The following is a 22,186-nucleotide window of genomic DNA, read 5'->3' as shown; positions in this document are numbered from 1 at the left end:
CAATTTTTTTGAATGAAGAGGTGCTGTCTTAATGGAAATTCGCCAACTTAAAACATTTTGGACGCTTGCTTCTACACGTAGTTTTAGTAGAACTGCTGAAGTATTGAACTATGTTCCGTCTACTATAACAATGCAAATCAAGGCTTTAGAGGAAGAATTAGGAGTTAAGCTATTAGATCGACTGGGTAAGAGTGTCATTTTAACAGATGCAGGTCAGCGGTTATTGCCCTATGCCAACAAAATTTTAAATGATATTGAGGAGGCTCGATATGTCTCTAGTGAGAGCGAAGAATTAACTGGTACGATTACAATCGGTGCAGACGAAGTGCTCTGTACATACCGTCTACCCGCATTACTCCGGGTTTTTCGCGAACGATATCCACATGTACGTCTTTTGTTTAGACCCTTGTCTAGTCACAATTTGAAACAGAGTCTGAGGGAGGGGAATGTGGATGTGGTCTTTATGCTGGATGAACCTATCGTATCTACGGATCTTCATACCGAACTTTTAATGGATGAACCTTTTCTTATGGTAGTTTCCCCTAACCATCCATTAGCTGCGTGCTCTACATTAAGGATAGAAGATTTTAACAGAGAGCAGATTCTACTTAGTGAAACGGGATGCTCATACCGAACTTTCTTCTATCACACGTTATTGAGAAAAGGGGCAGACAGCTTGACTGAACTTGAGTTTAATAGTGTAGAGGCCATTAAACAATGTGCAATGGTTGGGCTCGGTATTGCCTTACTTCCTGAAATGTCGCTTAAGGGAGAGTTAGAGCGGGGAGAACTAATCACTTTACCGTGGGATTTATCTGAAATACAATTTGCTACTCAAATGCTGTGGCATCAAGAGAAATGGATTTCACCATCAATGAAGGAGTTTATTGAATTGGCAAGAAGTGTACTAAAATTAACAGTTTCATAAAAAAAGTTCATTTTGAGGGGAAGAGGAAAAGGTCGAATTATTATTTATTGCAATTTTCAGATAAATAATTAGATATTTCTTCATTTTACTTAGTAGCAATGGAAGCTTTAATCATTTCGTTTTTAAAATCAGTTTTTCCCTTAATAAAAAACTTGAGATTCACACTGTTTAAAGCTTTATAATACTACTAATTCGTGTTAAGTATTTTTTAAGCTAAAAATTTCCGAAAAATGCTTGGTCGATAAAATTTAAAGAGATGGGAATGAATAGTCACAATTAGATGCAGGTGTTACTAATAGAGAAAATAAATTGAATTCTAACTACAGGGGGAATAAGTATGCCTTTATTTTCACAAACGATAACTGACTTTTGGGAGTCACAATTTTTAAATGGAGATATTATCTACAACGATAAAACCTTTACTGTCACCATCAACCATGACCTGAGCGAAGACAGTCGGGTTATGGTAGTCTTGTCACCTGAAATGGCTGAAAAGTTAGATCTTTCTAAAGGACAAGAGCTGTCTGAGCTAAACTTCCACCAGAAATTGAATGAAAGGGGAGTCACACTGCATGGCGCAGATTATCTTTTTTATTTTTCGGAAGCAGAAAAGAACGTCTTCCTGCAAGAAAATCAGGAAGGGACATTGCGCCAATTAAGCGAACAGGATGATGCAATTTTCTCAGCGTTTGAATCCTCCGCCTCTAAACAAGATTTGGATGACGCTAATGTAGAATTGGATCATTGGGCAGTATTTGGCTCTTTTGAACGAAATCGCTTGGTTTGTGCTGCTAGCATGTATCCCTGGGGAGAAGATGTACAAATAGCGGATCTCGGCGTATTGACTCTGACCGCTTTTAGAGGAAAAGGTCATGCTCGTAAAGTGGTGCGTTCAATCTGCAAATATGCCTATGAGCAGGGATACGAACCACAGTATAGATGCCAGCTCGATAACGAAGCTTCTACATTGTTAGCTAAAGCTGCAGGTTTAACGCTGTTTGGAAAGTGGGATGTAATTTCCCCTGATTGCACAGTCGGAGAGGCCGAGTAGAGATGTAATTTCCCCTGATTGCACAGTCGGAGAGGCCGAGTAGAATTGAAGAAGGGGTAGGAAAGAAACATGTATTGACCTGTGAGTAACCCCTAGGTTTAAGCTGAAGGTATTCGTAAATATGAAATTTATGAAATATTTAGTTTAAAGCGGGGTATATACATGAATAAAGAAAAGAAATTAAAAAAGCCAGTAGTGAGTTTTATTTTACTAACCAATATCATTTTTTTACCACTTTTTAGCCTTGTAGGAGCAATAAAATTGTTAGGATTTCCTCAATTGATCTTTGATGTAATGCTTTGCATTTCAGCTTGGTCCTCAACCTTTGCTTTTGCATTATTATTTAAAAAAATCTATCCTGAGCAAAGTTTTATCCAATTTGTTAAAGACAAATTCAACAATAAAATTAAATTTTCTGTAATTTTTACTATCATGATGATTCAAGCCTTTATCTTTTTGATCATTGTATTTATCGTATCTAATAATCGAGAAGTAGACTCTATTTTTACTATTTCATCCTGGGGAATGTTGATGTATTTCTTTTTTAAAAACCTTTTTGCGGGACCACTAGGGGAAGAAGTGGGATGGAGAGGTTTCGCTCAAATAGAGCTTCAAAAGAAGCATTCACCACTAAAGGCTTCAATAATCATAGGGTTTTGGTGGGGGTTATGGCATCTGCCTATATGGTTTACTACAGGGTATACGGGCTTTGATTTAATCAAATATATACTATTCTTTATGATTGCACTCATCGCTACGAAGATTGTTATGACCGCATTCTATAACTTAAATCAGAATTTAATCATTCCGATTATTATCCACCAATTTTTTAATTTTTTTATTGGCTTAATAAATGGAATCCTATTGGAATTAATGATGTATAGTGCAATTCTTTATTTGGTGGTGGCAGTTTTACTCATTGTGATAAATCCCAAAAATGTATTATATGGAAATTATAGAAGGATTATTGCGTGAAAACGTATTTATATTTTTCCACCGTCTGGATTGAAGTTTAAGCACAAATAAGCAAATTTTATAGAGTACAGAGGAAAAAAATGAAGAGAAAAAATTTGATTGTTTTACCGTTACATGGTTTTGAATCAGAAATTGGTCGATGGCTATGGTGCTTAGAAGATATTCGCCGAACACTTTTAGAAAAAATATCTGGTATAAGTCAGCAGCAGCTTGATACAGAAGTAATCGGTCACTCCATTGGATCGTTATTATATCATATTGCTTTAATTGAAGCAGACTGGCTCTACGAAGAGGTTCTAGGCGGTAAATGGAATCCGAATATCCGTACCTTATTTCCACAAGAAGACCGTAACGATGATGATACGTTGAGTAGTGTAAAGGGACAAAATTTAGATGAACATTTACATCGTCTGCAATGTGTCCGTGATGAATTGCTATTCCATTTTCGTACTATGGACTTAGAGGATTGGCGCACATCTAGAAGTCTCATTCATTATGATGTTACACCTGAATGGGTTATTTATCACCTTCTTGAACACGAGTCACATCATAGAGGACAAATTTTTCAAATGCTTGAAAATTTAAAGAGAAAAAATTAGAAATAAGTAGCCTAGTGGTGTGAATTTTCACCTCATAAATAAACTTTGAGACATAAAATTGAAATTGCAAATATTCAATGCTATTATGGATGTATAAAGTCTCTAATTGAGGTGAATAACAGTTATGAAATATTCTAAAGCTACAAATTATGCACTACACACAATGCTTTTTCTTGCAAAGGAAATACCAAATAAACCAATGGGTGTTCAACAATTAGCTGAGATGCAAAATGTTTCTCCCACATATTTATCTAAAATCCTTACCAAGTTAGTCAAAGAGGGCATGATTAACTCCGTATCAGGTGCTAATGGTGGATATACACTTAGTCACAATTGGGAAGATATCTCATTTTTAGATATAATTCATGCGATTGAAGGCAAATCTTCGTTGTTTGATTGTTGTTTATATAATGATCCTAAATGTGTAATAAAAGAAGTAATGCTATCTGCAGAAGAAAAACTTGAGAATGAGTTAAGAAACAGAAAAATATCGGATTTTGTGAAAAAATAGTCGTGGATGTATAGTCCACCATTATTTTTTTGAAAAAATAGTAGATATAAAGAGTCTTTTAAATCCTTGAATGTTTTTATCTTGGCTTCTTTTTGGCTGCGGATTTTCTATAAATTTTCAAGTGGTTATAGCGTAGAATCATTCTGTTTTAAAACTTTAATTTGGAGCTAGTGCATGTTTGTTAACCAAACATGTATTCTAAACAACTTATGGAGGAGATTTACATGATGGAAACATTTGATTGTGCAGTTATAGGTGCAGGCGGCGCCGGTTTAAATGCAAGTTTGATTTTAGGGAGGTCCCGCAAAAATGTCGCCTTATTTGATAATGGAACAAATCGGAATCGTGTGACGCAGGAATCACATGGGTTTCTAACACGTGATGGCATTAAACCAGCAGACTTTAAAGAAATAGCTTTAAAAGATGTGAAAAAATACCCTTCAGTTCATTTTTATCAAAACACAGTGATGAATATAACAAAGCAATCAAACGGATTGTTTAAAATTGAGACGTTAGAAGAAGCGGAGTATGTTGCTGAGAGAATAATATTGGCCACAGGTGTTCAAGAGGGATTTCCAGCCATTCCTGATATAAAAAATTATTATGGGAAAAGCCTATTCAGCTGCCCAACTTGTGATGGATGGGAGCTAAGAGATAAACCTCTAATTATCATTTCGGAGGATGAAGAACAAACCCTTTTTAAAGGAAAGTTATTATATAACTGGTCAAAAGATTTAGTAATAGCGACAAATGGTTATGGAGTTTCTACTCCGACATTGAATGAACTACAAAGAAAAGATATACCTGTTATTACTGAACCTATTCAAAGCTTAAATGGTGTGGACGGTTATTTAAACAAAGTAGTGTTTAGTTCAGGACTGGAAATCGAAAGAGTGGGGGGATTTATCGTACCTAATTTTGTGCGACCAAATCAATTTGCAGAGCAGCTTGGTTGTCAAATAAATGAAAATGGTAGCATAGTGATAGATGAGGCAGGTCGAACAACCGAGGAAAATGTTTATGCAGCGGGGGAGACAGCAAAATTAGGTCAGTCTTCATTAATTGTTGCAGCTGCTGAAGGTTATAAAACCGCGATGGCAATTGTTTTCGATAGTACAATTTAAAAATTTTATTTTAATTATGGATATTAAAGATCTTTAAAGTTTGTTGAAAGGGGGATTGTAGGTTCAAGTATAACACTTAAAGAATATTATATGTTTACATTTTTTATTTCCATGAAGGAGGAAAAATTATGGCAATTGCTCATATAACAACAAAGCAAGAATTAGGAGAACACCTAAAAACTAAAAAAATTGTGATTATAAATTTTTGGGCTGAGTGGTGTAGTCCTTGTAAAATGTTTGGAATGGTTTTAAATCAACTTGATGAAGAGTACGGTAATAAGGTGAAAATTTTAAGGGTGAATGTTGACAAAAGTCCGGAGATTGCAGCGGAATATCAGGTTCTTGGGATCCCTCATTCACGTTTGATTATTCATAATAAATTACATGAACCAATTGTTGGATATATTCCTTTAGAAAACCTAAAGCAAGTTATTGGAGTTTGATTCGTCGTAAAAACAGGAGGAAAAAGATGGGGATTTTTGAATGTGCAATTATTGGTGGAGGATCAGCAGGATTAAATGCAGCATTATTGTTAGGTAGAGCGAATCGATCAGTCGCATTGTTCGATATAAAGAATGACCACCTTTCATTCGAGCATCAAGAGAGTATTTCAAGAAATGGGAATGCGGCCATTGAATTCATGCAAGCAGCAAAAGAGAAATTAAAACAATATCCAACTATTCATTCCATCGTCAGTCAACATGTTAGGGCTATTAAACAATCTGACAATAAGCTTTTTAAAATTTATACAGAAGATGGCCAGAGCTTTCTTGCTGAGAAACTCCTTTTGACAGATGGTACTGAAATACAGACAGATATCCCGAATATTAATCAATATTACAATAAAAGTATTTTCACTTCACCATATGGCTATGGCTGGGAATTAAAGGATAAAAAAATGATTTATATAAATGAAACAGGTGCTGTTGCACAAACTGCTAAAATAATTTTTAATTTTTCAAATGATTTAGTCGTAGCAACAAATGGGTATGAAATAAAAGAAAATGAAAAAAGGGAATTAGAAAATAAAGGAATAAATGTGATTGCTAATAAGATTAAAGAAATGAAGGGGCATAATGGGGTACTGAATAGTGTCGTCTTTCAAAATGGGTTAGAAATTGAGCGGGAAGCAGGTTTTATTACTCCATCCTCTTATGCAACAAATATCATTGGTGAAGGATTTTCTTGTGATTTAGATGAACAAGGGTTAATCGTTGTTGATCATTTCGGAAGAACATCAGAAAAAAATGTGTATGCAGCCGGTGACGCTGCACAGCCTGCACCAACAGAAATCGTGCTTTCCGAAGCAACGGGAATTCAAGTGGCAATAACAATTAATTCAGATATTTCAATTGAAAAGTTTTAAATCTTATAGCCTTACTTAGGATGTGTTCGATGTGATAAAGATACCAATGGTGCAAACAATCATAAATATCTTCTTTCCCCATGAGCAAAATCCTTTATTCTTACCGTCATTTGATTGAGGCAAGTTTGAAATGACGATTGCTTCACGGCATAAAGGTTACCTCGAAGCGAAATAAAATCATTACCAGTAATATTAAAATGTATACAAAATGTCTGCTTTTCATTAAGGCAGACATTTTGTATGGAAATTCTTAGGAAAATGATATTAGCATTTAAGAACGCAATCTCAAGAAGCTCGAATTTGTCATGAACAAGAAGAAATACAAATTACTCTTTTTTAGCTACTGTGAAGAATCATTCTAATATAAATTTAAAAATTTTAACAACTGCATACTGCGTATTTTATAAGGATTCTTTGGTTTGCGTGTATTAAAGAATCTTTTTTTGCCATTAAGCCGTGGTAATCCCTTTCGGTCATAGTTGACAGAATAGAAGTGGTAAGATTAAAATTTTAAATAATTAAATAATTTATGAACATAAAATATTTAATTATTTAAAATGTTGGAGGGTATTTATGTTAGTAGAAAGAATGAAGAATATTTTTCAAACATTAGATCAGATAAACTATGCCTTACTGAATCATTATGAAGAAGTACTTGAATATAAGTTAACGCCAAAGCAAGCGTTGATTATGGAGCATATTCATGTTCATGGAATTTTAACAGTGAATGAATTGGCCGAAAAGATGAATATGTCAGCTAGTGCAATTAGTCAATTATTGTCTAAATTAGAGAACGGGCATTTTATTGAGCGAACAATTAATTCTGAATCCAGACGTAAAATTGATGTAACACTTGGCTCTAAAGGCGTAGAGCTTTATAACCTATTTGAAGAAGTGGATAAACAGGTCGTGTCAAAATACTATTCTAAGTTAGATGATGAAGTAATCGATCAATTTGAGTATGTAGTGAACAAGATTTATGAGGTGATAGTAGAAGAACAAAACAAAGTTAGGGGGGAGTAGCTTTTATGAATTGGGTGTACATGATTATTGTATTTATTATCTGCATACCTGGTATTTATTTTATGTATCAATCAGAAAAAATTTATCTTAAAGAAGATGATATAACGGATCGGCAACGATTAATAATCCATGTTCTTACAGCCATTATTTTTTCAATGATGGGTGCTTTTATTGTGCCTAAGATTGAGGTAGTACAGCAAATCGAAGCTATGAAGATTATTAAATATGGTTTCGGTTTAGGAATTATTTGTTCTATTGGTCACTTACTATTCTACTATATGTACTTTGTACCAAATTTAACAAGAGAAGAATATGGTAAAATTGAAACTTATTATGCCAATGCAGGTATATTAAGTCGTGTATTTTATGGGGGAATTATAGAGGAAGTCATATTTCGATGGAGTTTACTTAGCTTGTTTTTTTGGTTATGTCAATTAATGAATTTAAACAATGTAACTAGCGAATGGTTAGCTATTGCTATTTCAAGTATTTTATTTGCACTCATCCATTTACCATCTATAAAACTTGTTGCTAGCAGGCCCAAAAAATCCATGTATGTGTATGCTATTATCGGGAATATTTGGGTTGGTATTTTCGCAGGAGTAGCTTTTGTTTATGGAAGTTTATTAGCAGCTATAATAGTCCATATGCTTTTCCATTTACTATGGTGGCCCATTCAAACTCGTGAAAATGCTAAACTACCATGATCTAACTTAAAGATCATTATCACTAAAATATCCGTTTCACAAGTAAGAAATATTGACGAAACTTTCTATGAGAGAAAAAGTATAGGAAATTGATTACAAGGACTGGGAAGCAAGGTTCATCAACTAAAGTAGAGATCCCATTAAAGAAGGCTTTAATCATCATTAGACCTGATAAATAACTCAAAGGGTCACACGGAGGCTAGGGACCCTTTGTAAATATTAGAAAGGAAAGGTTAATTTCTTGAATTTTATTCATTCTAAGACGCTAACTGCTATTATTAATAAGCTTTTACAAAACTAGTACCAATAATAATTAGAAGAATGAAAAGAACAACAATTAGTGCAAATCCTGCACCAGAACCATAACCATTGCCATATCCTTGAGACATAATAACTTCCCCCCTTCCTATATTTCTATAATATGAACAGTTGATAAAATGAACTGCGATAATTATCTACTAAATAAATATATAAATTAATAGCTTCATCAAGAGGTCTAATGAAAAAAGGTCACTCTTGTAAAAGTGACCTTGTCATGAGGTGGAGTAAAGCTAGATACCCTTTTACTCACTATTTAATTCTAAAGCAACGGAGACTTTTTAGATAAAATACATGAAAGGCTTTTTAAATTAATACATGAAAGATGCCCCGACAATAATCAGAAGAATAAATAAAACAACAATTAGGACGAATGATGAGCCGTTATAACCGCTGCTGCCGCCATAATAGCAATTGTTATTTATGCCTCCTACATTACCATAGTATCCCATAAAGTATCCCTCCTTTTAAATCTATAATATGTTGGGTTGTAGAAATTACAGAGGTATTCATCCAATAAAAAAGGATTGTTTTTTTTGCTGAATGGTCTGTTTTCAAGGGAATATTGTGGTGGTTTTTTATTATGGGACTGTAATGCATTTAAAAAAGACAATGGGCGAGAGAGAACCTCAGACCCATTGTATGTAAGGATAGATGTAAGAGTGAATTACAGTAATTGTAAAGGGGATACTAAGAAAATGCACGCACTAACTTTTTGAATGTTACCAGTCAAAGAAGTAACTAAACTATGAAAACAAATGCTCCTATCAGGTCAGTTTTCGGTCATTTAGTTTACTTTTTCATTTTCTGGCTCTAAATGAATAAGGATATTGGCATTCTGAAAGATATTTTTAATCCTATCTTCTATACGATCGCAGAGATCATGTACTGTTTCAATGCTATTTTGCGATTCTACTACTAAATGAAAATCGATATATTCCTCAGCACCCGATCGTCTTGTTCTAAAATCATGGTACTCAATATATTCATCCTTAAATGTTTCAATGATTTGTATAATTTTCCCTTCTTCTTCATTTGACAATCTTGCATCCAATAGCGGAGGAAATGCTTCTTTCATCATTTTAAAAGCCTCTATCATAATAAAACAAGCTAATACAATACCAATAATCGGGTCTAAAATATACCAACCAGTTAAATGAACAATTAATAAACTCAAGGCCACGCCTAATGAAGTATAGACATCTGTAAGTAAATGAAGTGCATTCGATTTCATTGCTACCGAATTAGTATTTTTAGCAGTTCTATACACAATTCTTGATACAAAAATATTAATTATAGCGCCCAACACCATGACAATTATACCTAAAAGTGGAAGCTTTATTGGAGTAGGTTCAATAATTTTATGAATACATTCATAAATAATCCAAATTCCTGCAACAAAAATTAAAAGTGTTTCAATTGTTCCAGAAATATTTTCAACCTTACCATGTCCGTATGGGTGGTCTTTATCAGCTGGTTTATTGGATATTCTGACAGAGAAAAAAGCAATTAATGAAGCAAGCAAATCTAGAAAAGAATGGATTGCCTCTGATAAAATTGCTACCGATCCTGTGAATAAACCTACAATAATTTTTAAAATAACAATAGCAGAATTACTAATAACTGATAAAAAAGCGATTTTTGAAGAATTCACATTGAAATACCTCCTAATGAATATGAATTTATGATAACAGTCATACTCCGTGTGGGTCTATAGCAACGTTTTTTCCCAATATCTATTAATTAACGCAAATGAAAAAATGTTGGACTAGACAAAGTTTTTTTGAATAACAATAGTACCCATAAACCATGGTCTCAAAATAGTAAGAACAGTGCTGAGGTTTAAAGCTTTAAATTGATAAAATATCAACAAAATTAAAATGGTTGAAATGGATCCCTTTAAATGCATCAGAAGCCTTATGTACCATATTAGAAATTTAATTGTGAGAAGATAGTTTAAGACCAACTCGATATAAAAATTCAACTATTCAAACTGCCACCAAACATAAGAGTATAAGACAAAATAATGCACCGAACGGGAGGAATGGATAAAACTTCTAAAACTAAAGAACTCTTAAAAATTTCTTTCAAAATAACTAGTTTCAACCACCACAGATAATATTTGTTGCTATATGTTAAAATGGAGGTGATTTGATTGTTACAGTTTATTTTCCTAAATGGAGGAATAGGTTGAATGAAAAGAAACATTGGAATTTTGCTAATAATTGTCTCGATTATGTGGGTACTTCACACATTTTCAAAAAATTTTATGGTTGATCCTACTTTTGAAAAATTTATTTCTAAAAAGGATTCACTTCTTGCTGATGAATCACTATGGATATTCATGATACGACTTCATATTTTGCTAGCTATTATTTCGTTGCTTACTGGTCCATTAGGGGTTATGAAAAAAATTCGAATTAAATCTATGACATTCCACCGTTGGAATGGTCGATTCTATGTATTATCCATTATCTTGAATTTCATTCCTGGTCTCTATGTTTCATTTTTTGCCACTGGTGGATGGCTCAGTACAATAGGATTCCTTATTTTAAATAGTTTATGGCTTGCAACGACATGCCTTGGCTATTGGTATATTAAGAAACAAAAAGTAACTTTACATAGTCAATGGATGATTCGAAGTTTCTTCCTTACCTTTTCGAACATGTTGATTTATATCATTGTCGCCATTACATATAACTTAATTAATATGCCCTATGAAATTTCCTATATCATAGCAGTCTGGTTATGCTGGATGATTAATCTTCTAGTAGCGGAGATAATTATTAGGAAGAAAATATGCTTATAAGCATTAGTAAATGTAGCTAAATTAAACGGAGTAGATTTATGCACCTAAGCTATTTCTGTGACAGTGAAATCTGTTCATGGAGATGGCTTTTTTAACTTTGTTTGAAAAAATTCAGTTTCCTTTCATTTTTGACGCCTACAATGAAGACAAAGGGAGGAATTGATAATGAAGAAACTAAGTTTAGTAATCGTACTAATTGCCGCAAGCTTTACTACAAATGGTATCGTCGTACATGCAGATGATCACAAACATGAAGATAAAAAATATGAGAAGTATAAAGACTATGACGATGACGATGATGACGATTATGAGTACGAATACGAGTACGATGATGATGAGAATGAAGGTGAAACTTATTATTTTCAAGATGCAGTAAGTGAAAAAGGGACCTGGAATATTTGGACTCGAACTGTTACCGCAGATAAAGAAATATTACCTTTCACAAACTCTCAAAATGTTACTTTCAAGTTAGACGGAACAAATAAGGTATTGAACGTTTTTGTTATACCTAAAGATGGAGAATTTTTTGTACCTGGAAAAGCAATAGCACAGGTTTTAGGAGCAAAAGCAACCTTTTATCAAGCAAGTAAAATATTAGATATCCAAGATCAAACTAATGAGTTAATTTTTCGTGCTGGAACAAATGTAGCCTATGATAACAACGTTAAAACACCTATTCCTGCACAAGCATTTTATGTAAATGAAGAATTGTATGTACCGATTAGTACAATCACGAATGGTTTAGGCTATATAGCTGAATGGCAAGAAAGCACTCAAACATTTATTGGTCATTCAATTACAAAATAGGAGGGTAGAATTATGAAAGATCCAAAAAAGGCAAAATGGGTTTTAGGTGCATCAGGGATACTTTTATCTGCAGCATTACTAACTCAAATAAACAGCCCAACACAGGCTGAAACTTCACGCTCAAACAATATACAAAATTTAGATCAGGAAAATATGACAGAAAGAGAACAAGAGCTCGTGCAACTTGATTGGACAAATTTTGAAATTACAAGTCAAGCAGCTGTCAAAAGTGAACGAAAAACGAAAAGAACTTAATGGAGTTGGTTGTGTGGAGACACTAGCTTTGCAAATAATGAATACGGAATTTTATATTGCTATGCCAAAAGGTATGCACGACACGTGGAAAGACAAAGCAGAGAAATGGCTGCAATACGTAGCAAAAGAATGGTCACGGTTTCGACCAAACAATGAATTATCGCAATTAAATGATTTAAAAATTGGAGAAACGTTGTGCATAAACTCTATGTTATATGATTGTCTTGTACAAGCAGATAACTATTTCGAGCTTACGCAAGGTTTATTTTCTCCATACCTTAAAATGCAAATGGAACAGCATGGCTATCATGTATCCTTCCCATTTATAGCAACTCCAAGTACTACCTATCAAAACAAATCGCTGGTTGCGAGAAAACCATTCCAATTTCTAGGGAACCAGCAAGTTATGAAAGTAGCAGAACAGGAAATTGATTTGGGTGGATTTGCTAAAGGATATGCCATAGAAAAATTGGCTAATTGGTTGAAGGAAGAAATATCGGCTGATTTTGGTCTAATTGATGGGGGCGGGGATATGCAAATGTGGTCTGCAGGAGAAAAAACTTGGACAATCGGTGTTGCAGATGCCTTGGATATTGATAAGGAAATTAGTTCGATTAAAATGAAAACAGGTGCTATTGCTACATCAAATCGAGTTTACCGAAGCTGGGTGCAGGGGACAACAAAGAAACATCATTTGTTGAATGGACAAACGGGTGAAGTTGTAGAGACAAATGTATTACAAGCTTCTGTTGTAACAACCTCATTATGTGATGCAGAGGTTGGTGCAAAACTTTGCTTTCTATTGGAAGAAGCTGAGTTGCAACAATGGTTTGAGAAAAATTGTATGAAAAGTGCACGCTTTATTGTAAAAGAGGGGCACACAGCTACTTGGAGGATGACAGGAGTGAACTAAATGCTTACAAGTACATGGGATTGGATTCGTTTATTAGGGTTTTTAGCGTATTTTTATTTTACTGTTTCTATTATCTTTGGCTTGTTGAGAAAATCACCGTTTGTAAAATCACATAAAAATTTAATTTATCATATACATCAAAATGCAGGGTGGTTAGGGTTAATCACGGTAATAGGGCATATGTTTGTGCTAATAATAGATCACTATGAGCCATATCGTTTAGGGGAGATTTTATTTCCTTTTACCGCTAACTATCAACCTTTCTCATCGGCTCTTGGGACAATAGCATTCTATTTATTTTTAATCGTAATTCTGACATCAGATGTATGGATTCGAACGATGAATCGCTCTATATGGAAAAAAATTCACTTTCTTGTGTTACCAGCATGGGCTTTATCACTTGCCCATGGGGTGCTTATTGGGACTGATTCAGAAAACCCTGTAATTCTTTTGTTTTATTTAATCTCTGCTGGGCTTACACTGTCGATTTTGATAGCAAGAACAGTAGGTCAATTGACGAAAAAGGTAGACGTTTCAACGTCACATCATAAATAAAAAAGCATCAGCTTATCTTCTAGAAAAAGAGATAAGCTGATGTAAATATGTCACAAAGGGAATTCGATATGGAATGTAGTGCCTTTACCAAATTGACTTGTTGCATATATTTTTCCATTATGCTGCTCAACGATTGCCTTTGCTATGGCTAGTCCTAAACCAGTGCCATTTCGTTGACGAGCAGCATCACTTCGATAAAATCGTTCAAACACNNAAAGGTAGTTCCTGTTCCGACATACCTATACCACTATCCGCAACTGTAATTTTTACAATGTCTTGATTTTTTAAGAGCGTAAGTGTTATTTTTCCGCTATTTGTATATCTAATGGCGTTGTCTAATAAGATATAAAGCAACTCTTGTATTTTTGAAGCATCGCCAAGGAGCTGTATGTTTTCTTGAATGTCAGTTGAAAATTGTATATCAGCCGGCATAATCCTTTGAAATTTTACACTCACTTTTTCAAGTAAGCTAGATAATGGTATGAATTCTTTGGTAGAAGAAACCTGCTGTTGGTCGTGCCTTGCTAAGAAGAGTAGTTTATCGATTAGCTCTTTCATTATTTCTGTCTCATCTTTTAAATCCGCAATTAATTCCTTCCCTAGAGGGCTTAAATGCTCAGCTTCTTCTGCCTCTAAAATTTCAAGTGAACTATAAAAAATACTGAGTGGTGTTCGTAATTCATGAGATGCATCAGATACAAACTTTTTTTGCTTATTGAAGGACCATTGAATCGGTATCATTGCTTTACCAGCTAAATAATAGCTCAGTAGCCCAATTAAGACCGTGGAAATACAAGTTAATACTATTAGTAAATATCTTACATTTTGGAAAAAGTGCTGCTGTGACGTCACAGATTTACCAACGATAATATAGCCAACTACCTCATCGTTGCTGAAAATTGGCTTTTTTTCAAGTAAAAAATGCTCCTCCTGCCACTCAAAATGTTTCACAAGGTTAGCGCTTGGACTGCTATTCTTGAAGACCTTTTCAATCTGCTGCTTTAAGCCCTTATAGGATTCATCACCATGGACAAACAGACCATCCTTTGTGTAAATATAGTAAAAAAAATTACGATTTGGATCATAGCTTAACATTTTTTTGTTTGCATGAACATGCTCAAAAAAATCATGTTCCTGCTTTACATAAAAGTCCTCTAATTCTTTCATTTGTTGATTTTCCATAAGTTTAACGAGTGAAAAATAAAGAACAATAACAAAAAGTGAAAATAATAGAAAATAAAGCGTTGCATTTATATAAGCTAATTTTTTTCTCGTTGTCTGAAACATTAATTATCCCTCAATTTATAGCCAATACCTCTTACATTCTGAATATGTGATTTGGATTGACCATCATCAATTTTTTTTCGAACAAGTTTGACTAATGCGTCCAAGGAATTATTCGAAACATCATAATCATAGCCCCAAATATAAATACAAATTTGTTCTCTTGTTAGTATACGCCCCTTATTCATAAATAAATATTCTAAAAGTAAGAATTCATTTTTAGTTAGGTCAATCACTTTATTATTGTACAAAAACACACGGGAATCTACATGTAGTTGTAAATGGTCAATTTGGATGACCTGTTCAATGACTTTATCTTTTCTTCGGAGCAATGCTCGAACTCTTGCTAATAGTTCCTCCATTTTAAATGGTTTTACGATGTAATCATCTGCACCGCTATCAAGACCTTTAATGATATCATCGGTATCATCCTTTGCAGTCAGCATTAAAATACTGCCATTAAACCCAGTGTTTCGCAACTGTTGACAAACTTCAATTCCACTTAGTTTTGGCATCATCCAGTCTAAAATAACAAGATCAAATATCTCAGTATGAGTATGGTCTAGTGCGTCCTGCCCATTCTCTGCTTCTGTAACATGATGAAATTCCTTTTTTAATATATATACAATATTTCTTCTAAGCCTTGCATCATCTTCTGCTACTAATATTTTCAAGGTTGTTTCCTCCCACTTGTGCTTTTTAGCTAAAACTATACGTTTGAAAAATGACATGAAACTGAAAAATTCGCTAATTTGTATTCCATACTTCGATGAGAGTTGAAGCTTTTCCTATCTATAATGTTCTTAAATATAAAAAAGGAGGAACATCAATGAATATTTATAAATTTATTGCATTATTAGTCCTAACTACATTTTTAATGGGATCTTCCTTTGCCATTGTTAAGTTAGGCTTGCCTTATTCATCGCCATTACTATTAGCTGCACTCCGATTTCTACTAGCAGGGGCAATAATGGCTGTTATTGTAATAGCTTTCAGGAGGCCTCATCCAACCTCAAAAGGTAGTTGGTTAAAGATTTTACTAATCGGGGCGTGTCAAACAGCAGGTGTTATGGGCTGTATTTTTTTAAGTTTGCGCACGATTACAGCAAGTGAATCCTCCATCCTAACGTTTACAAACCCTTTACTCGTTGTGATATTTGCCACTCTTTTTACAAATGTACGTTACCGGACATATCAATGGTGTGGTGTTGTGCTAGGATTAATTGGCGTAATGATTACAATGGGGGCACAGGTTACCATTCAAATCGGTCTTATTTTTGGTATTTTATCTGCAGTTTTTTGGGCAGTGGCAACATTGCTAGCTAAAAAATGGGGTGTTTTATTTGATACCTGGGTTTTATCAGCCTATCAAATGCTTTTTGGTGGTTTCATTCTATTACTAGCCAGTTTCTTGCTTGAGCAACCATTTTTAATTGTGAATCAGACTTCTATCTTTATTTTGTTATGGTTAAGTATTTTCTCATCGATTGTTCAATTTGCTGGCTGGTATTATCTTCTACAAAATAGTGATCCTGGCAAAACGAGTGCTTTTTTATTTTTAGCCCCTTTTTTTGGAGTATTAACAGGCTGGGCACTGTTAGATGATCCCCTTAAGCCTTCATTAGTAGTAGGAGGTGTCTTTATTATTGCTGGAATCTATTTAGTAAATCGTAATTTTTCTGCAAAAGATAAGAAAAATCTCCGCGAAGAGATGGTAGACGATAAAAGTCTAGTCTAGGTTATATCCATGTTAAAAACTTCTTTAAAGCCGGCTCGACCTTTTTCAGTGACTTTAATAGCTCGGATGGATGGGATACGCGTAATCCATTCCAGGTTGAATAAATGTGTCAGCAGTCCGTGACCGAGCGCTCCACCAAGATGATATCGCCGTTCGCTCCAATCTAAGCAGGCATGAGAAAATGAACGACGCATTTTTTTTAATTCATCTAAATTCAGACCGAAATCCGCAAAAAATTGTACACCTTCAGCTGTAATGACAAACTGTTTTTGGTCTAGCTCTAAATAACTAGCTTTAAGCAATGATTCTGTTAATTGCACACCTAATTTACCAGCTAAATGGTCGTAACAGGTTCTAGCATCCTGTAGAACTTTCATTTGACTGGATTGCTTTAATGTACGCACTTCAGGTGGCGGAGACATTGCTAGGAAGGATTCCAGTAATTGTGCAATGTCTTCACCTGCTAGCCGAAAATATCGATGACGACCTTGCTTTTCTACATTGACAAGCTTGCCATCCACTAACTTAGCGAGATGAAAGCTAGCTGTTTGAGGTTTAATGGCGGCCATATATGCTAATTCACTAGCTGTATGGAAGCGGCCATCCATCATACTAGCAAGCATTGTGGCTCTTGAGGTTTCACCTAGAAGGGAAGCAATTTCAGCAATGTTTGGATTAATACCCATTTGTCACAATCCTTTCTTAATCGATGTTTTATTTTCGTAACAGTATTTATCGTTTACAATAATACATATAGAGAGGGGAGTAAATACATGGAGACGTATTATGCGGTAATTTTTACATCACAAAGAACGGAAAAGGATGAAGCGGGCTATGCTAAGATGGCAGAGGCCATGGATAGCCTAGCACAAAAGCAACCAGGCTTTATTCGTGTAGAAGGTGTTAGAGATGCCGAAGGGAAGGGAATGACGGTATCCTATTGGGAAACGTTAGAGGCTATTCAAGCGTGGAAGGAAAATGCCAAGCACTTAGTTGCACAGCAATTTGGGAAAGAGAATTGGTATACACACTATCAAGTGGAAATTTGTCAGGTCATGAAAGAATATTCTTTCACCAAATAATGAACCTTTTATAAAGGGAGTTGCTATATGACTACGTTTATTTTAGAAGAATGGCACGAACAACGGAAAAATTTCAATGCATCTGATCCAGCTAGTATAAATCAAATGCATGAATTTAAAGAACAGGTGAAACTTGAAGAGCAAACAGAGGGAAATGTAAGAATACTCGTTGAAATCTACTGTTTACTTAGAATGTACCCTGAGGCATATAAGCTTTTTACCACAGTAATGGATTTAGAGAATAAGAAAGATCGAAAGAAATATGGATCCCTAAAATATTATATGGATAATCCAAATTATAGTAAGCCTTTGTATCCTTGTAAAATAAGAGAGGGTGAAACAAAAACGGCAATACCAAAGTTTAAATATCTACCATCCCCACTACAATCTAAAATTTTTAAAGCACAGAAAATTGTTACATGTGATTGCTGTAAGAAGGAAGTAGATGTTTATTATACTGGAGGTATTTATGCCATTGAAAGGGCTGAGTATCTTTGTCCAACATGTATACATAGTGGTGCAGCCGCTAGAAAATACGATGGTTCTTTCCAGGAGGATCTCATAAATGATGAGAATGTTGTAAATCCAAATTATACTGACGAAGTCATGTATAGAACACCAGGATATGTTAGCTGGCAAGGCAATAATTGGGTGGCTCATTGCTCGGATTATTGTGCCTTTATTGGCTATGTCGGTTGGCGTGAATTATTGGAGCGAGGCATTACAGAGCAATTTGAAAATTTTACTGCTTTTTCTACAATAGAGTTATCCGAATCATTAGTGAATAATGGTCATCATCAAGGGTATTTATTTCAATGCTTAGAATGTGGTCATTATGTTCTGTATTCTGATTTTAGTTAAATGGATGCAGTGGAAAATCTGTTGAACAAAGGAGGAAAATATTTGACCGATTTTTTTCAACGATACAATAATTCGATTTAACAGAAGACTCCCGCCTCTACAGATGGTGAGATGAATGCAGTTTTGGTTTTTTCAGTGGATGTCCAAACAATTACTGAATGAAGATAAAAGGCGTCTACTAAGTTAATCACTTAGTGGACGTTTTCAATCTAATTGCTATTCATATCACAAAATGATATATTGTTTTGTGATATATCATTTTGTGATATATTGGAGGTGTAGATATTGAAATCTTTAGAGCATTTAACAGACTCGGTTTTTTATATTATGGCAGCATTAACCGAGCCTCGTCATGGCTACGCTGTTATGAGCTTAATAGAGGAAAAGACAAAGGGAACATTTATCGTTGGACCAGCATCCCTATATACCATTATCAAAAAACTAATAGCTGAGAAATTAATTCAAATTCATGATGACACAGATTCTCGTCGCAAGGTCTATATCTTAACTCGTAAAGGCCGTGACATATTACTTCAAGATATAGAAAGAAGAAAGGGTATGATTTATATGGCAGAGCAGGGATTACAAAGGGGGCATATTTAGTGTTAAAGAGGAGCTATATGGCATCAAATGGTTTAGCTTTTTTTGAGGAGCTCGATATGAAGAAATTAAGTAAAAAGGCTGCAAAGGGTTGGCATTTAAAAAGATTTCGATTTGCTGGCTATGAGCTCGAGAAGGGTGAAGCAGAAGACGTTATTTATAATATTGATTACCGTACATTACCTGTAGATGAAAAAGATGAATATTTTGAGCTATTTGCATTTGGTGGGTGGACACATGTTTGTTCAAGCGCAGATATGCATATTTTTAAGGCGACACCAGGAACTACCCCTATCTATAGTGATGCTGAGTCTGCAATCGATAAATTAGCCCGTCTAGCAAAGCCTGTTAATATCGTGGCATCTATTATGCTAGTAATCTCAATGATTCTGTGGATATGGATGTCAGTGTCGTCAGGAACACTTCAACACATTGCACAGCAAGGATTTGCCTGTTCTCTTATTATCACAGTTCCAGCGTTGATGACTTCTGGTGGGGTTTACTATCATATGTGGAAGAGTATGCGAGTGAACAGCTGAATGATTAGTTGTTCTTTTATCTTTATTCAGCAAATGTTTTTGTGTCGAAAGTATAGCGGCAGCTACAATTTTGCTAAGGCGAAATTGATATTTTGTTGAAAACTATTGAGACTAAGAAATTAAGATGTCATAGTTACTATAATAAGCGCTTCTTAACTCATATCCTATGATGTTAGTGTAATGGAGGAATGAAAAATGTCAATTGAACAATTAGGTGAATGGTTACAGTCCTCAAAAAAGACAGTTGTTTTAACAGGGGCTGGTATGTCAACAGAAAGTGGTATACCAGATTTTCGTTCAGTATCAGGATGGTGGCAAAATATTGATCCTCGTACAGTAGCCACTACTGAGGCATTGGCACAAAATTATACATTATTTCATGAATTTTATAAAATGCGCATTGAACATTTAGAAAATGTAGCACCACATGAGGGTCATAAAATACTTGCGGATTGGGAAAAGCGTGGCATTGTATCTTTAGTGATGACTCAAAATGTAGATGGGTTTCATCAATTGGCAGGAAGTCAGAAGGTGGAAGAATTACATGGTTCGATTCGCTCGATTCGCTGTCACCGCTGTCAGCAAGCCGCTTCAATGAACTGTTTTTTGAATAAGGAGAGCTGCAGACATTGTAATGGAAAATTACGGCCAAATGTTGTACTTTTTGGTGAAAGTTTACCTCAAGAGAGCTGGCACAGATCGATGGAGGCTATTCAATCAGCAGAGCTTGTACTTGTCATTGGTACCAGCCTTGAAGTGTATCCTGTGAATCAGCTCCCCACGATGACAAAAGGGAAAACTGTCTATATCAATTTAGATATCACACAGCATACAGTACCGTTTGATTTAATTATCGAAGGGAAAACAAAGGAAGTGTTGCAACAAGTGCAAATTTAAAAGAGGGCGCCTAGAAATCGACAGGCGCCTAAAACATTTGTGGTAAAAACTCCTTCATAAATCGTTGATTTTTACGTAACCATATTTTCAAAACCATTCGATGTGTAAGCAGTCTTTGTCTTTTATGAGGTCTTGCTTTTGCTTCTATTAAGCTTCGCAGTAGAATACTTGTTTCTGTTGCAAATAATTGTGGATCAACAAGAACATCAAGCTTATAATCGATTAGCTGTGCTGCCTGAACTTTGGCGAGTAACTTCGAAAAGAGGCTATTCATTTCCTGAAAATTTTCTTCTAACTCTAAGTCGATTAAGGTATATAATGTTTGTTCAATTTCAGTTTCAAGTATTTGTAAATCGTATGTTGAAGGTATCAAAAAATCACCCCTTTCTTATACCATATAAAATCCAAGTGTCGCACAAAGTATTCCAAGCAAAATGGATGAACTCATATAAATAATCGCATGGCTCCATTTCTTCTGTTCAACGAGTTGTAGTGATTCAAAGCCAAATGTTGAAAAGGTTGTATAGGCCCCTAAGAAACCAATTCCAATAAAATGCCATAGCCAATCGCTTAGATGTAACGCAAACAAAACTCCAAGTGCGAAAGAACCTGTTATATTGATGAAAAATGTTGCCCATGGATATGTATGAACTATCCATTTCCCTAAATAAAATCTAGTCAATGCACCTAAAAATCCGCCGATACCAATAAGAATCATTCGATACGCCCCTTTGCCAGCTTATGTCCTAGCCATGCACAAATTAATCCACCAACAACACTTATGAGACAATAAAGTAGGGCTTGTATCCATTGATGATCTTGTAGAAGTAATAGAGTCTCTAAGGAAAATGTCGAAAAGGTTGTAAAGGCACCAAAAAAACCTGTCCCAATGCCTAATACGATGGGGAAACGCTTTGGAAAAGCAGTAAAAAGCCATGCTAAAAAGAAGCAACCTATTATGTTAATACAAAGTGTTGTAACTGGAAAACCACCTGTATTGGGAAAAAGTAGGCTAAGATTATAACGACTGACGGCCCCTAAAAATCCCCCAATTCCCACTGCTAAAAATGATTTCAAAGTTAGTCGCTCCTTAATTTTATCTTGTACAAGCAGTCACCAGGTTGTCTCAAGGGACTCCGCGATTTAAAATTCACATTCTATAAAGATTTTATCATGAGATATCATTTATGGAAATTTTAGATGCCCTACTTCCATTAAAAAATACTAATATAACAATATAATTA

The 22,186-nt window shown here is 34.8% G+C and carries 31 protein-coding genes; 21 read left to right on the top strand and 10 right to left on the bottom strand.

The window, feature by feature from the left end:
- Positions 1-31 precede the first annotated feature (31 nt).
- The 10 genes from B2R82_RS12740 (at position 32) to B2R82_RS12695 (ending at position 8,284) form a co-directional block, all read left to right on the top strand.
- A complete protein-coding gene (locus B2R82_RS12740) occupies positions 32-928 on the top strand; it encodes a LysR family transcriptional regulator (protein WP_286925217.1) in 897 nt (298 codons plus the stop codon).
- A gap of 337 nt (positions 929-1,265) precedes the next feature.
- Positions 1,266-1,979, top strand: coding sequence for a GNAT family N-acetyltransferase (locus B2R82_RS12735; RefSeq protein ID WP_286925216.1), 714 nt, complete (start codon positions 1,266-1,268; stop codon positions 1,977-1,979).
- 162 nt (positions 1,980-2,141) lie between these two features.
- Positions 2,142-2,954, top strand: coding sequence for a CPBP family intramembrane glutamic endopeptidase (locus B2R82_RS12730; RefSeq protein ID WP_286925215.1), 813 nt, complete (start codon positions 2,142-2,144; stop codon positions 2,952-2,954).
- 80 nt (positions 2,955-3,034) lie between these two features.
- The gene (locus B2R82_RS12725) at positions 3,035-3,553 is read left to right on the top strand and encodes a DinB family protein (RefSeq protein WP_286925214.1); all 519 of its coding nucleotides are present in this window, start codon (positions 3,035-3,037) and stop codon (positions 3,551-3,553) included.
- A gap of 124 nt (positions 3,554-3,677) precedes the next feature.
- Positions 3,678-4,064 carry an Rrf2 family transcriptional regulator gene (locus B2R82_RS12720; protein WP_286925213.1) on the top strand — a complete coding sequence of 129 codons (387 nt, stop codon included), beginning with the start codon at positions 3,678-3,680 and terminating at the stop codon, positions 4,062-4,064.
- Positions 4,065-4,291: 227 nt separating this feature from the next.
- Entirely contained in the window at positions 4,292-5,188 is an 897-nt protein-coding gene (locus B2R82_RS12715) for an NAD(P)/FAD-dependent oxidoreductase (protein WP_286925240.1), read from the top strand.
- Between the two features lie 128 nt (positions 5,189-5,316).
- On the top strand, positions 5,317-5,631 hold the full coding sequence (locus B2R82_RS12710) for a thioredoxin family protein (RefSeq protein WP_286925212.1): 315 nt from the start codon (positions 5,317-5,319) through the stop codon (positions 5,629-5,631).
- A 26-nt stretch (positions 5,632-5,657) separates the two neighbouring features.
- Positions 5,658-6,554 (top strand): NAD(P)/FAD-dependent oxidoreductase, encoded by an 897-nt coding sequence (locus B2R82_RS12705; protein WP_286925211.1) that lies wholly within the window; start codon positions 5,658-5,660, stop codon positions 6,552-6,554.
- A 573-nt stretch (positions 6,555-7,127) separates the two neighbouring features.
- A complete protein-coding gene (locus B2R82_RS12700) occupies positions 7,128-7,577 on the top strand; it encodes a MarR family winged helix-turn-helix transcriptional regulator (RefSeq protein ID WP_286925210.1) in 450 nt (149 codons plus the stop codon).
- A gap of 5 nt (positions 7,578-7,582) precedes the next feature.
- Entirely contained in the window at positions 7,583-8,284 is a 702-nt protein-coding gene (locus B2R82_RS12695; RefSeq protein ID WP_286925209.1) for a CPBP family intramembrane glutamic endopeptidase, read from the top strand.
- Positions 8,285-8,562: 278 nt separating this feature from the next.
- On the opposite strand, the gene B2R82_RS12690 is transcribed toward B2R82_RS12695, so the two are convergent.
- The 3 genes from B2R82_RS12690 to B2R82_RS12680 form a co-directional block, all read right to left on the bottom strand.
- Positions 8,563-8,673 carry a YjcZ family sporulation protein gene (locus tag B2R82_RS12690; RefSeq protein WP_286925208.1) on the bottom strand — a complete coding sequence of 37 codons (111 nt, stop codon included), beginning with the start codon at positions 8,671-8,673 and terminating at the stop codon, positions 8,563-8,565.
- Between the two features lie 240 nt (positions 8,674-8,913).
- Positions 8,914-9,027 (bottom strand): YjcZ family sporulation protein, encoded by a 114-nt coding sequence (locus B2R82_RS12685; protein WP_376781198.1) that lies wholly within the window; start codon positions 9,025-9,027, stop codon positions 8,914-8,916.
- Positions 9,028-9,389: 362 nt separating this feature from the next.
- Positions 9,390-10,256 carry a cation diffusion facilitator family transporter gene (locus tag B2R82_RS12680; RefSeq protein WP_286925206.1) on the bottom strand — a complete coding sequence of 289 codons (867 nt, stop codon included), beginning with the start codon at positions 10,254-10,256 and terminating at the stop codon, positions 9,390-9,392.
- Between the two features lie 540 nt (positions 10,257-10,796).
- On the opposite strand from B2R82_RS12680, the gene B2R82_RS12675 reads away from it, so the two are divergent.
- From B2R82_RS12675 to B2R82_RS12655, 5 genes are all read left to right on the top strand, one after another.
- Positions 10,797-11,411, top strand: a complete 615-nt coding sequence (locus B2R82_RS12675) for a DUF2306 domain-containing protein (protein ID WP_286925205.1) — start codon at positions 10,797-10,799, stop codon at positions 11,409-11,411.
- A 165-nt stretch (positions 11,412-11,576) separates the two neighbouring features.
- Positions 11,577-12,218, top strand: coding sequence for a copper amine oxidase N-terminal domain-containing protein (locus B2R82_RS12670; RefSeq protein ID WP_286925204.1), 642 nt, complete (start codon positions 11,577-11,579; stop codon positions 12,216-12,218).
- A gap of 12 nt (positions 12,219-12,230) precedes the next feature.
- Positions 12,231-12,473 carry a hypothetical protein gene (locus tag B2R82_RS12665; protein ID WP_286925203.1) on the top strand — a complete coding sequence of 81 codons (243 nt, stop codon included), beginning with the start codon at positions 12,231-12,233 and terminating at the stop codon, positions 12,471-12,473.
- A gap of 37 nt (positions 12,474-12,510) precedes the next feature.
- Positions 12,511-13,386: an FAD:protein FMN transferase gene (locus tag B2R82_RS12660; RefSeq protein ID WP_286925202.1), complete on the top strand. Its 876-nt coding sequence runs from the start codon at positions 12,511-12,513 to the stop codon at positions 13,384-13,386.
- Positions 13,387-13,941, top strand: a complete 555-nt coding sequence (locus B2R82_RS12655) for a ferric reductase-like transmembrane domain-containing protein (protein WP_286925201.1) — start codon at positions 13,387-13,389, stop codon at positions 13,939-13,941.
- Between the two features lie 50 nt (positions 13,942-13,991).
- On the opposite strand, the gene B2R82_RS12650 is transcribed toward B2R82_RS12655, so the two are convergent.
- The 3 genes from B2R82_RS12650 to B2R82_RS12640 form a co-directional block, all read right to left on the bottom strand.
- Positions 13,992-14,153 (bottom strand): sensor histidine kinase, encoded by a 162-nt coding sequence (locus B2R82_RS12650; protein ID WP_286925200.1) that lies wholly within the window; start codon positions 14,151-14,153, stop codon positions 13,992-13,994.
- Complete coding sequence (locus tag B2R82_RS24165; protein WP_422655557.1) at positions 14,146-14,682, bottom strand: sensor histidine kinase; 537 nt, start codon at positions 14,680-14,682, stop codon at positions 14,146-14,148. The genes B2R82_RS12650 and B2R82_RS24165 overlap by 8 nt, the downstream gene beginning before the upstream one ends.
- 545 nt (positions 14,683-15,227) lie before the next feature.
- Positions 15,228-15,899 carry a response regulator transcription factor gene (locus B2R82_RS12640; RefSeq protein ID WP_286925197.1) on the bottom strand — a complete coding sequence of 224 codons (672 nt, stop codon included), beginning with the start codon at positions 15,897-15,899 and terminating at the stop codon, positions 15,228-15,230.
- A gap of 155 nt (positions 15,900-16,054) precedes the next feature.
- Between B2R82_RS12640 and B2R82_RS12635 the strand changes: the two genes are divergently transcribed.
- A complete protein-coding gene (locus B2R82_RS12635; protein WP_286925196.1) occupies positions 16,055-16,963 on the top strand; it encodes a DMT family transporter in 909 nt (302 codons plus the stop codon).
- On the opposite strand, the gene B2R82_RS12630 is transcribed toward B2R82_RS12635, so the two are convergent.
- Entirely contained in the window at positions 16,960-17,649 is a 690-nt protein-coding gene (locus tag B2R82_RS12630; protein WP_286925195.1) for an ArsR/SmtB family transcription factor, read from the bottom strand. The genes B2R82_RS12635 and B2R82_RS12630 overlap by 4 nt on opposite strands.
- Before the next feature lie 87 nt (positions 17,650-17,736).
- On the opposite strand from B2R82_RS12630, the gene B2R82_RS12625 reads away from it, so the two are divergent.
- The 5 genes from B2R82_RS12625 (at position 17,737) to B2R82_RS12605 (ending at position 20,942) form a co-directional block, all read left to right on the top strand.
- Positions 17,737-18,045, top strand: coding sequence for an antibiotic biosynthesis monooxygenase family protein (locus B2R82_RS12625; RefSeq protein ID WP_286925194.1), 309 nt, complete (start codon positions 17,737-17,739; stop codon positions 18,043-18,045).
- Positions 18,046-18,072: 27 nt separating this feature from the next.
- Positions 18,073-18,906 (top strand): CbrC family protein, encoded by an 834-nt coding sequence (locus tag B2R82_RS12620; RefSeq protein WP_286925193.1) that lies wholly within the window; start codon positions 18,073-18,075, stop codon positions 18,904-18,906.
- A 285-nt stretch (positions 18,907-19,191) separates the two neighbouring features.
- Complete coding sequence (locus tag B2R82_RS12615) at positions 19,192-19,509, top strand: PadR family transcriptional regulator (protein WP_286925191.1); 318 nt, start codon at positions 19,192-19,194, stop codon at positions 19,507-19,509.
- A complete protein-coding gene (locus B2R82_RS12610) occupies positions 19,509-20,045 on the top strand; it encodes a DUF2812 domain-containing protein (protein WP_286925190.1) in 537 nt (178 codons plus the stop codon). The genes B2R82_RS12615 and B2R82_RS12610 overlap by 1 nt, the downstream gene beginning before the upstream one ends.
- A gap of 195 nt (positions 20,046-20,240) precedes the next feature.
- Positions 20,241-20,942, top strand: a complete 702-nt coding sequence (locus B2R82_RS12605) for an SIR2 family NAD-dependent protein deacylase (RefSeq protein ID WP_286925189.1) — start codon at positions 20,241-20,243, stop codon at positions 20,940-20,942.
- 28 nt (positions 20,943-20,970) lie between these two features.
- On the opposite strand, the gene B2R82_RS12600 is transcribed toward B2R82_RS12605, so the two are convergent.
- From B2R82_RS12600 to crcB, 3 genes are read right to left on the bottom strand one after another with little or no spacing between them, the layout of a single operon-like run.
- Positions 20,971-21,315: a hypothetical protein gene (locus B2R82_RS12600; protein WP_283868301.1), complete on the bottom strand. Its 345-nt coding sequence runs from the start codon at positions 21,313-21,315 to the stop codon at positions 20,971-20,973.
- Between the two features lie 15 nt (positions 21,316-21,330).
- Positions 21,331-21,660 (bottom strand): fluoride efflux transporter FluC, encoded by a 330-nt coding sequence (locus B2R82_RS12595; protein ID WP_054772118.1) that lies wholly within the window; start codon positions 21,658-21,660, stop codon positions 21,331-21,333.
- Complete coding sequence (crcB, locus tag B2R82_RS12590; protein ID WP_286925187.1) at positions 21,657-22,019, bottom strand: fluoride efflux transporter CrcB; 363 nt, start codon at positions 22,017-22,019, stop codon at positions 21,657-21,659. The genes B2R82_RS12595 and crcB overlap by 4 nt, the downstream gene beginning before the upstream one ends.
- Positions 22,020-22,186 lie beyond the last annotated feature (167 nt).

Source organism: Lysinibacillus sp. UBA6686 (assembly GCF_002455205.1).
Classification (GTDB): domain Bacteria; phylum Bacillota; class Bacilli; order Bacillales_A; family Planococcaceae; genus Lysinibacillus; species Lysinibacillus pakistanensis.
This window is presented reverse-complemented; position numbering and strand designations above follow the sequence as displayed.

What these genes read in the sequence shown, in the direction of transcription:
- B2R82_RS12725 (WP_286925214.1), top strand. Translation starts at nt 3,035, where the DNA reads ATGAAGAGAAAAAATTTGATTGTTTTACCGTTACATGGTTTTGAATCA.
- B2R82_RS12675 (WP_286925205.1), top strand. Translation starts at nt 10,797, where the DNA reads ATGAAAAGAAACATTGGAATTTTGCTAATAATTGTCTCGATTATGTGG.
- B2R82_RS12740 (WP_286925217.1), top strand. Translation starts at nt 32, where the DNA reads ATGGAAATTCGCCAACTTAAAACATTTTGGACGCTTGCTTCTACACGT.
- B2R82_RS12700 (WP_286925210.1), top strand. Translation starts at nt 7,128, where the DNA reads ATGTTAGTAGAAAGAATGAAGAATATTTTTCAAACATTAGATCAGATA.
- B2R82_RS12660 (WP_286925202.1), top strand. Translation starts at nt 12,511, where the DNA reads ATGAATACGGAATTTTATATTGCTATGCCAAAAGGTATGCACGACACG.
- B2R82_RS12735 (WP_286925216.1), top strand. Translation starts at nt 1,266, where the DNA reads ATGCCTTTATTTTCACAAACGATAACTGACTTTTGGGAGTCACAATTT.
- B2R82_RS12625 (WP_286925194.1), top strand. Translation starts at nt 17,737, where the DNA reads ATGGAGACGTATTATGCGGTAATTTTTACATCACAAAGAACGGAAAAG.
- B2R82_RS12705 (WP_286925211.1), top strand. Translation starts at nt 5,658, where the DNA reads ATGGGGATTTTTGAATGTGCAATTATTGGTGGAGGATCAGCAGGATTA.
- B2R82_RS12670 (WP_286925204.1), top strand. Translation starts at nt 11,577, where the DNA reads ATGAAGAAACTAAGTTTAGTAATCGTACTAATTGCCGCAAGCTTTACT.
- B2R82_RS12730 (WP_286925215.1), top strand. Translation starts at nt 2,142, where the DNA reads ATGAATAAAGAAAAGAAATTAAAAAAGCCAGTAGTGAGTTTTATTTTA.
- B2R82_RS12710 (WP_286925212.1), top strand. Translation starts at nt 5,317, where the DNA reads ATGGCAATTGCTCATATAACAACAAAGCAAGAATTAGGAGAACACCTA.
- B2R82_RS12620 (WP_286925193.1), top strand. Translation starts at nt 18,073, where the DNA reads ATGACTACGTTTATTTTAGAAGAATGGCACGAACAACGGAAAAATTTC.
- B2R82_RS12665 (WP_286925203.1), top strand. Translation starts at nt 12,231, where the DNA reads ATGAAAGATCCAAAAAAGGCAAAATGGGTTTTAGGTGCATCAGGGATA.
- B2R82_RS12605 (WP_286925189.1), top strand. Translation starts at nt 20,241, where the DNA reads ATGTCAATTGAACAATTAGGTGAATGGTTACAGTCCTCAAAAAAGACA.
- B2R82_RS12630 (WP_286925195.1), bottom strand. Translation starts at nt 17,649, where the DNA reads ATGGGTATTAATCCAAACATTGCTGAAATTGCTTCCCTTCTAGGTGAA.
- B2R82_RS12715 (WP_286925240.1), top strand. Translation starts at nt 4,292, where the DNA reads ATGGAAACATTTGATTGTGCAGTTATAGGTGCAGGCGGCGCCGGTTTA.
- B2R82_RS12720 (WP_286925213.1), top strand. Translation starts at nt 3,678, where the DNA reads ATGAAATATTCTAAAGCTACAAATTATGCACTACACACAATGCTTTTT.
- B2R82_RS12655 (WP_286925201.1), top strand. Translation starts at nt 13,387, where the DNA reads ATGCTTACAAGTACATGGGATTGGATTCGTTTATTAGGGTTTTTAGCG.
- B2R82_RS12595 (WP_054772118.1), bottom strand. Translation starts at nt 21,660, where the DNA reads ATGATTCTTATTGGTATCGGCGGATTTTTAGGTGCATTGACTAGATTT.
- B2R82_RS12695 (WP_286925209.1), top strand. Translation starts at nt 7,583, where the DNA reads ATGAATTGGGTGTACATGATTATTGTATTTATTATCTGCATACCTGGT.
- B2R82_RS12635 (WP_286925196.1), top strand. Translation starts at nt 16,055, where the DNA reads ATGAATATTTATAAATTTATTGCATTATTAGTCCTAACTACATTTTTA.
- B2R82_RS12690 (WP_286925208.1), bottom strand. Translation starts at nt 8,673, where the DNA reads ATGTCTCAAGGATATGGCAATGGTTATGGTTCTGGTGCAGGATTTGCA.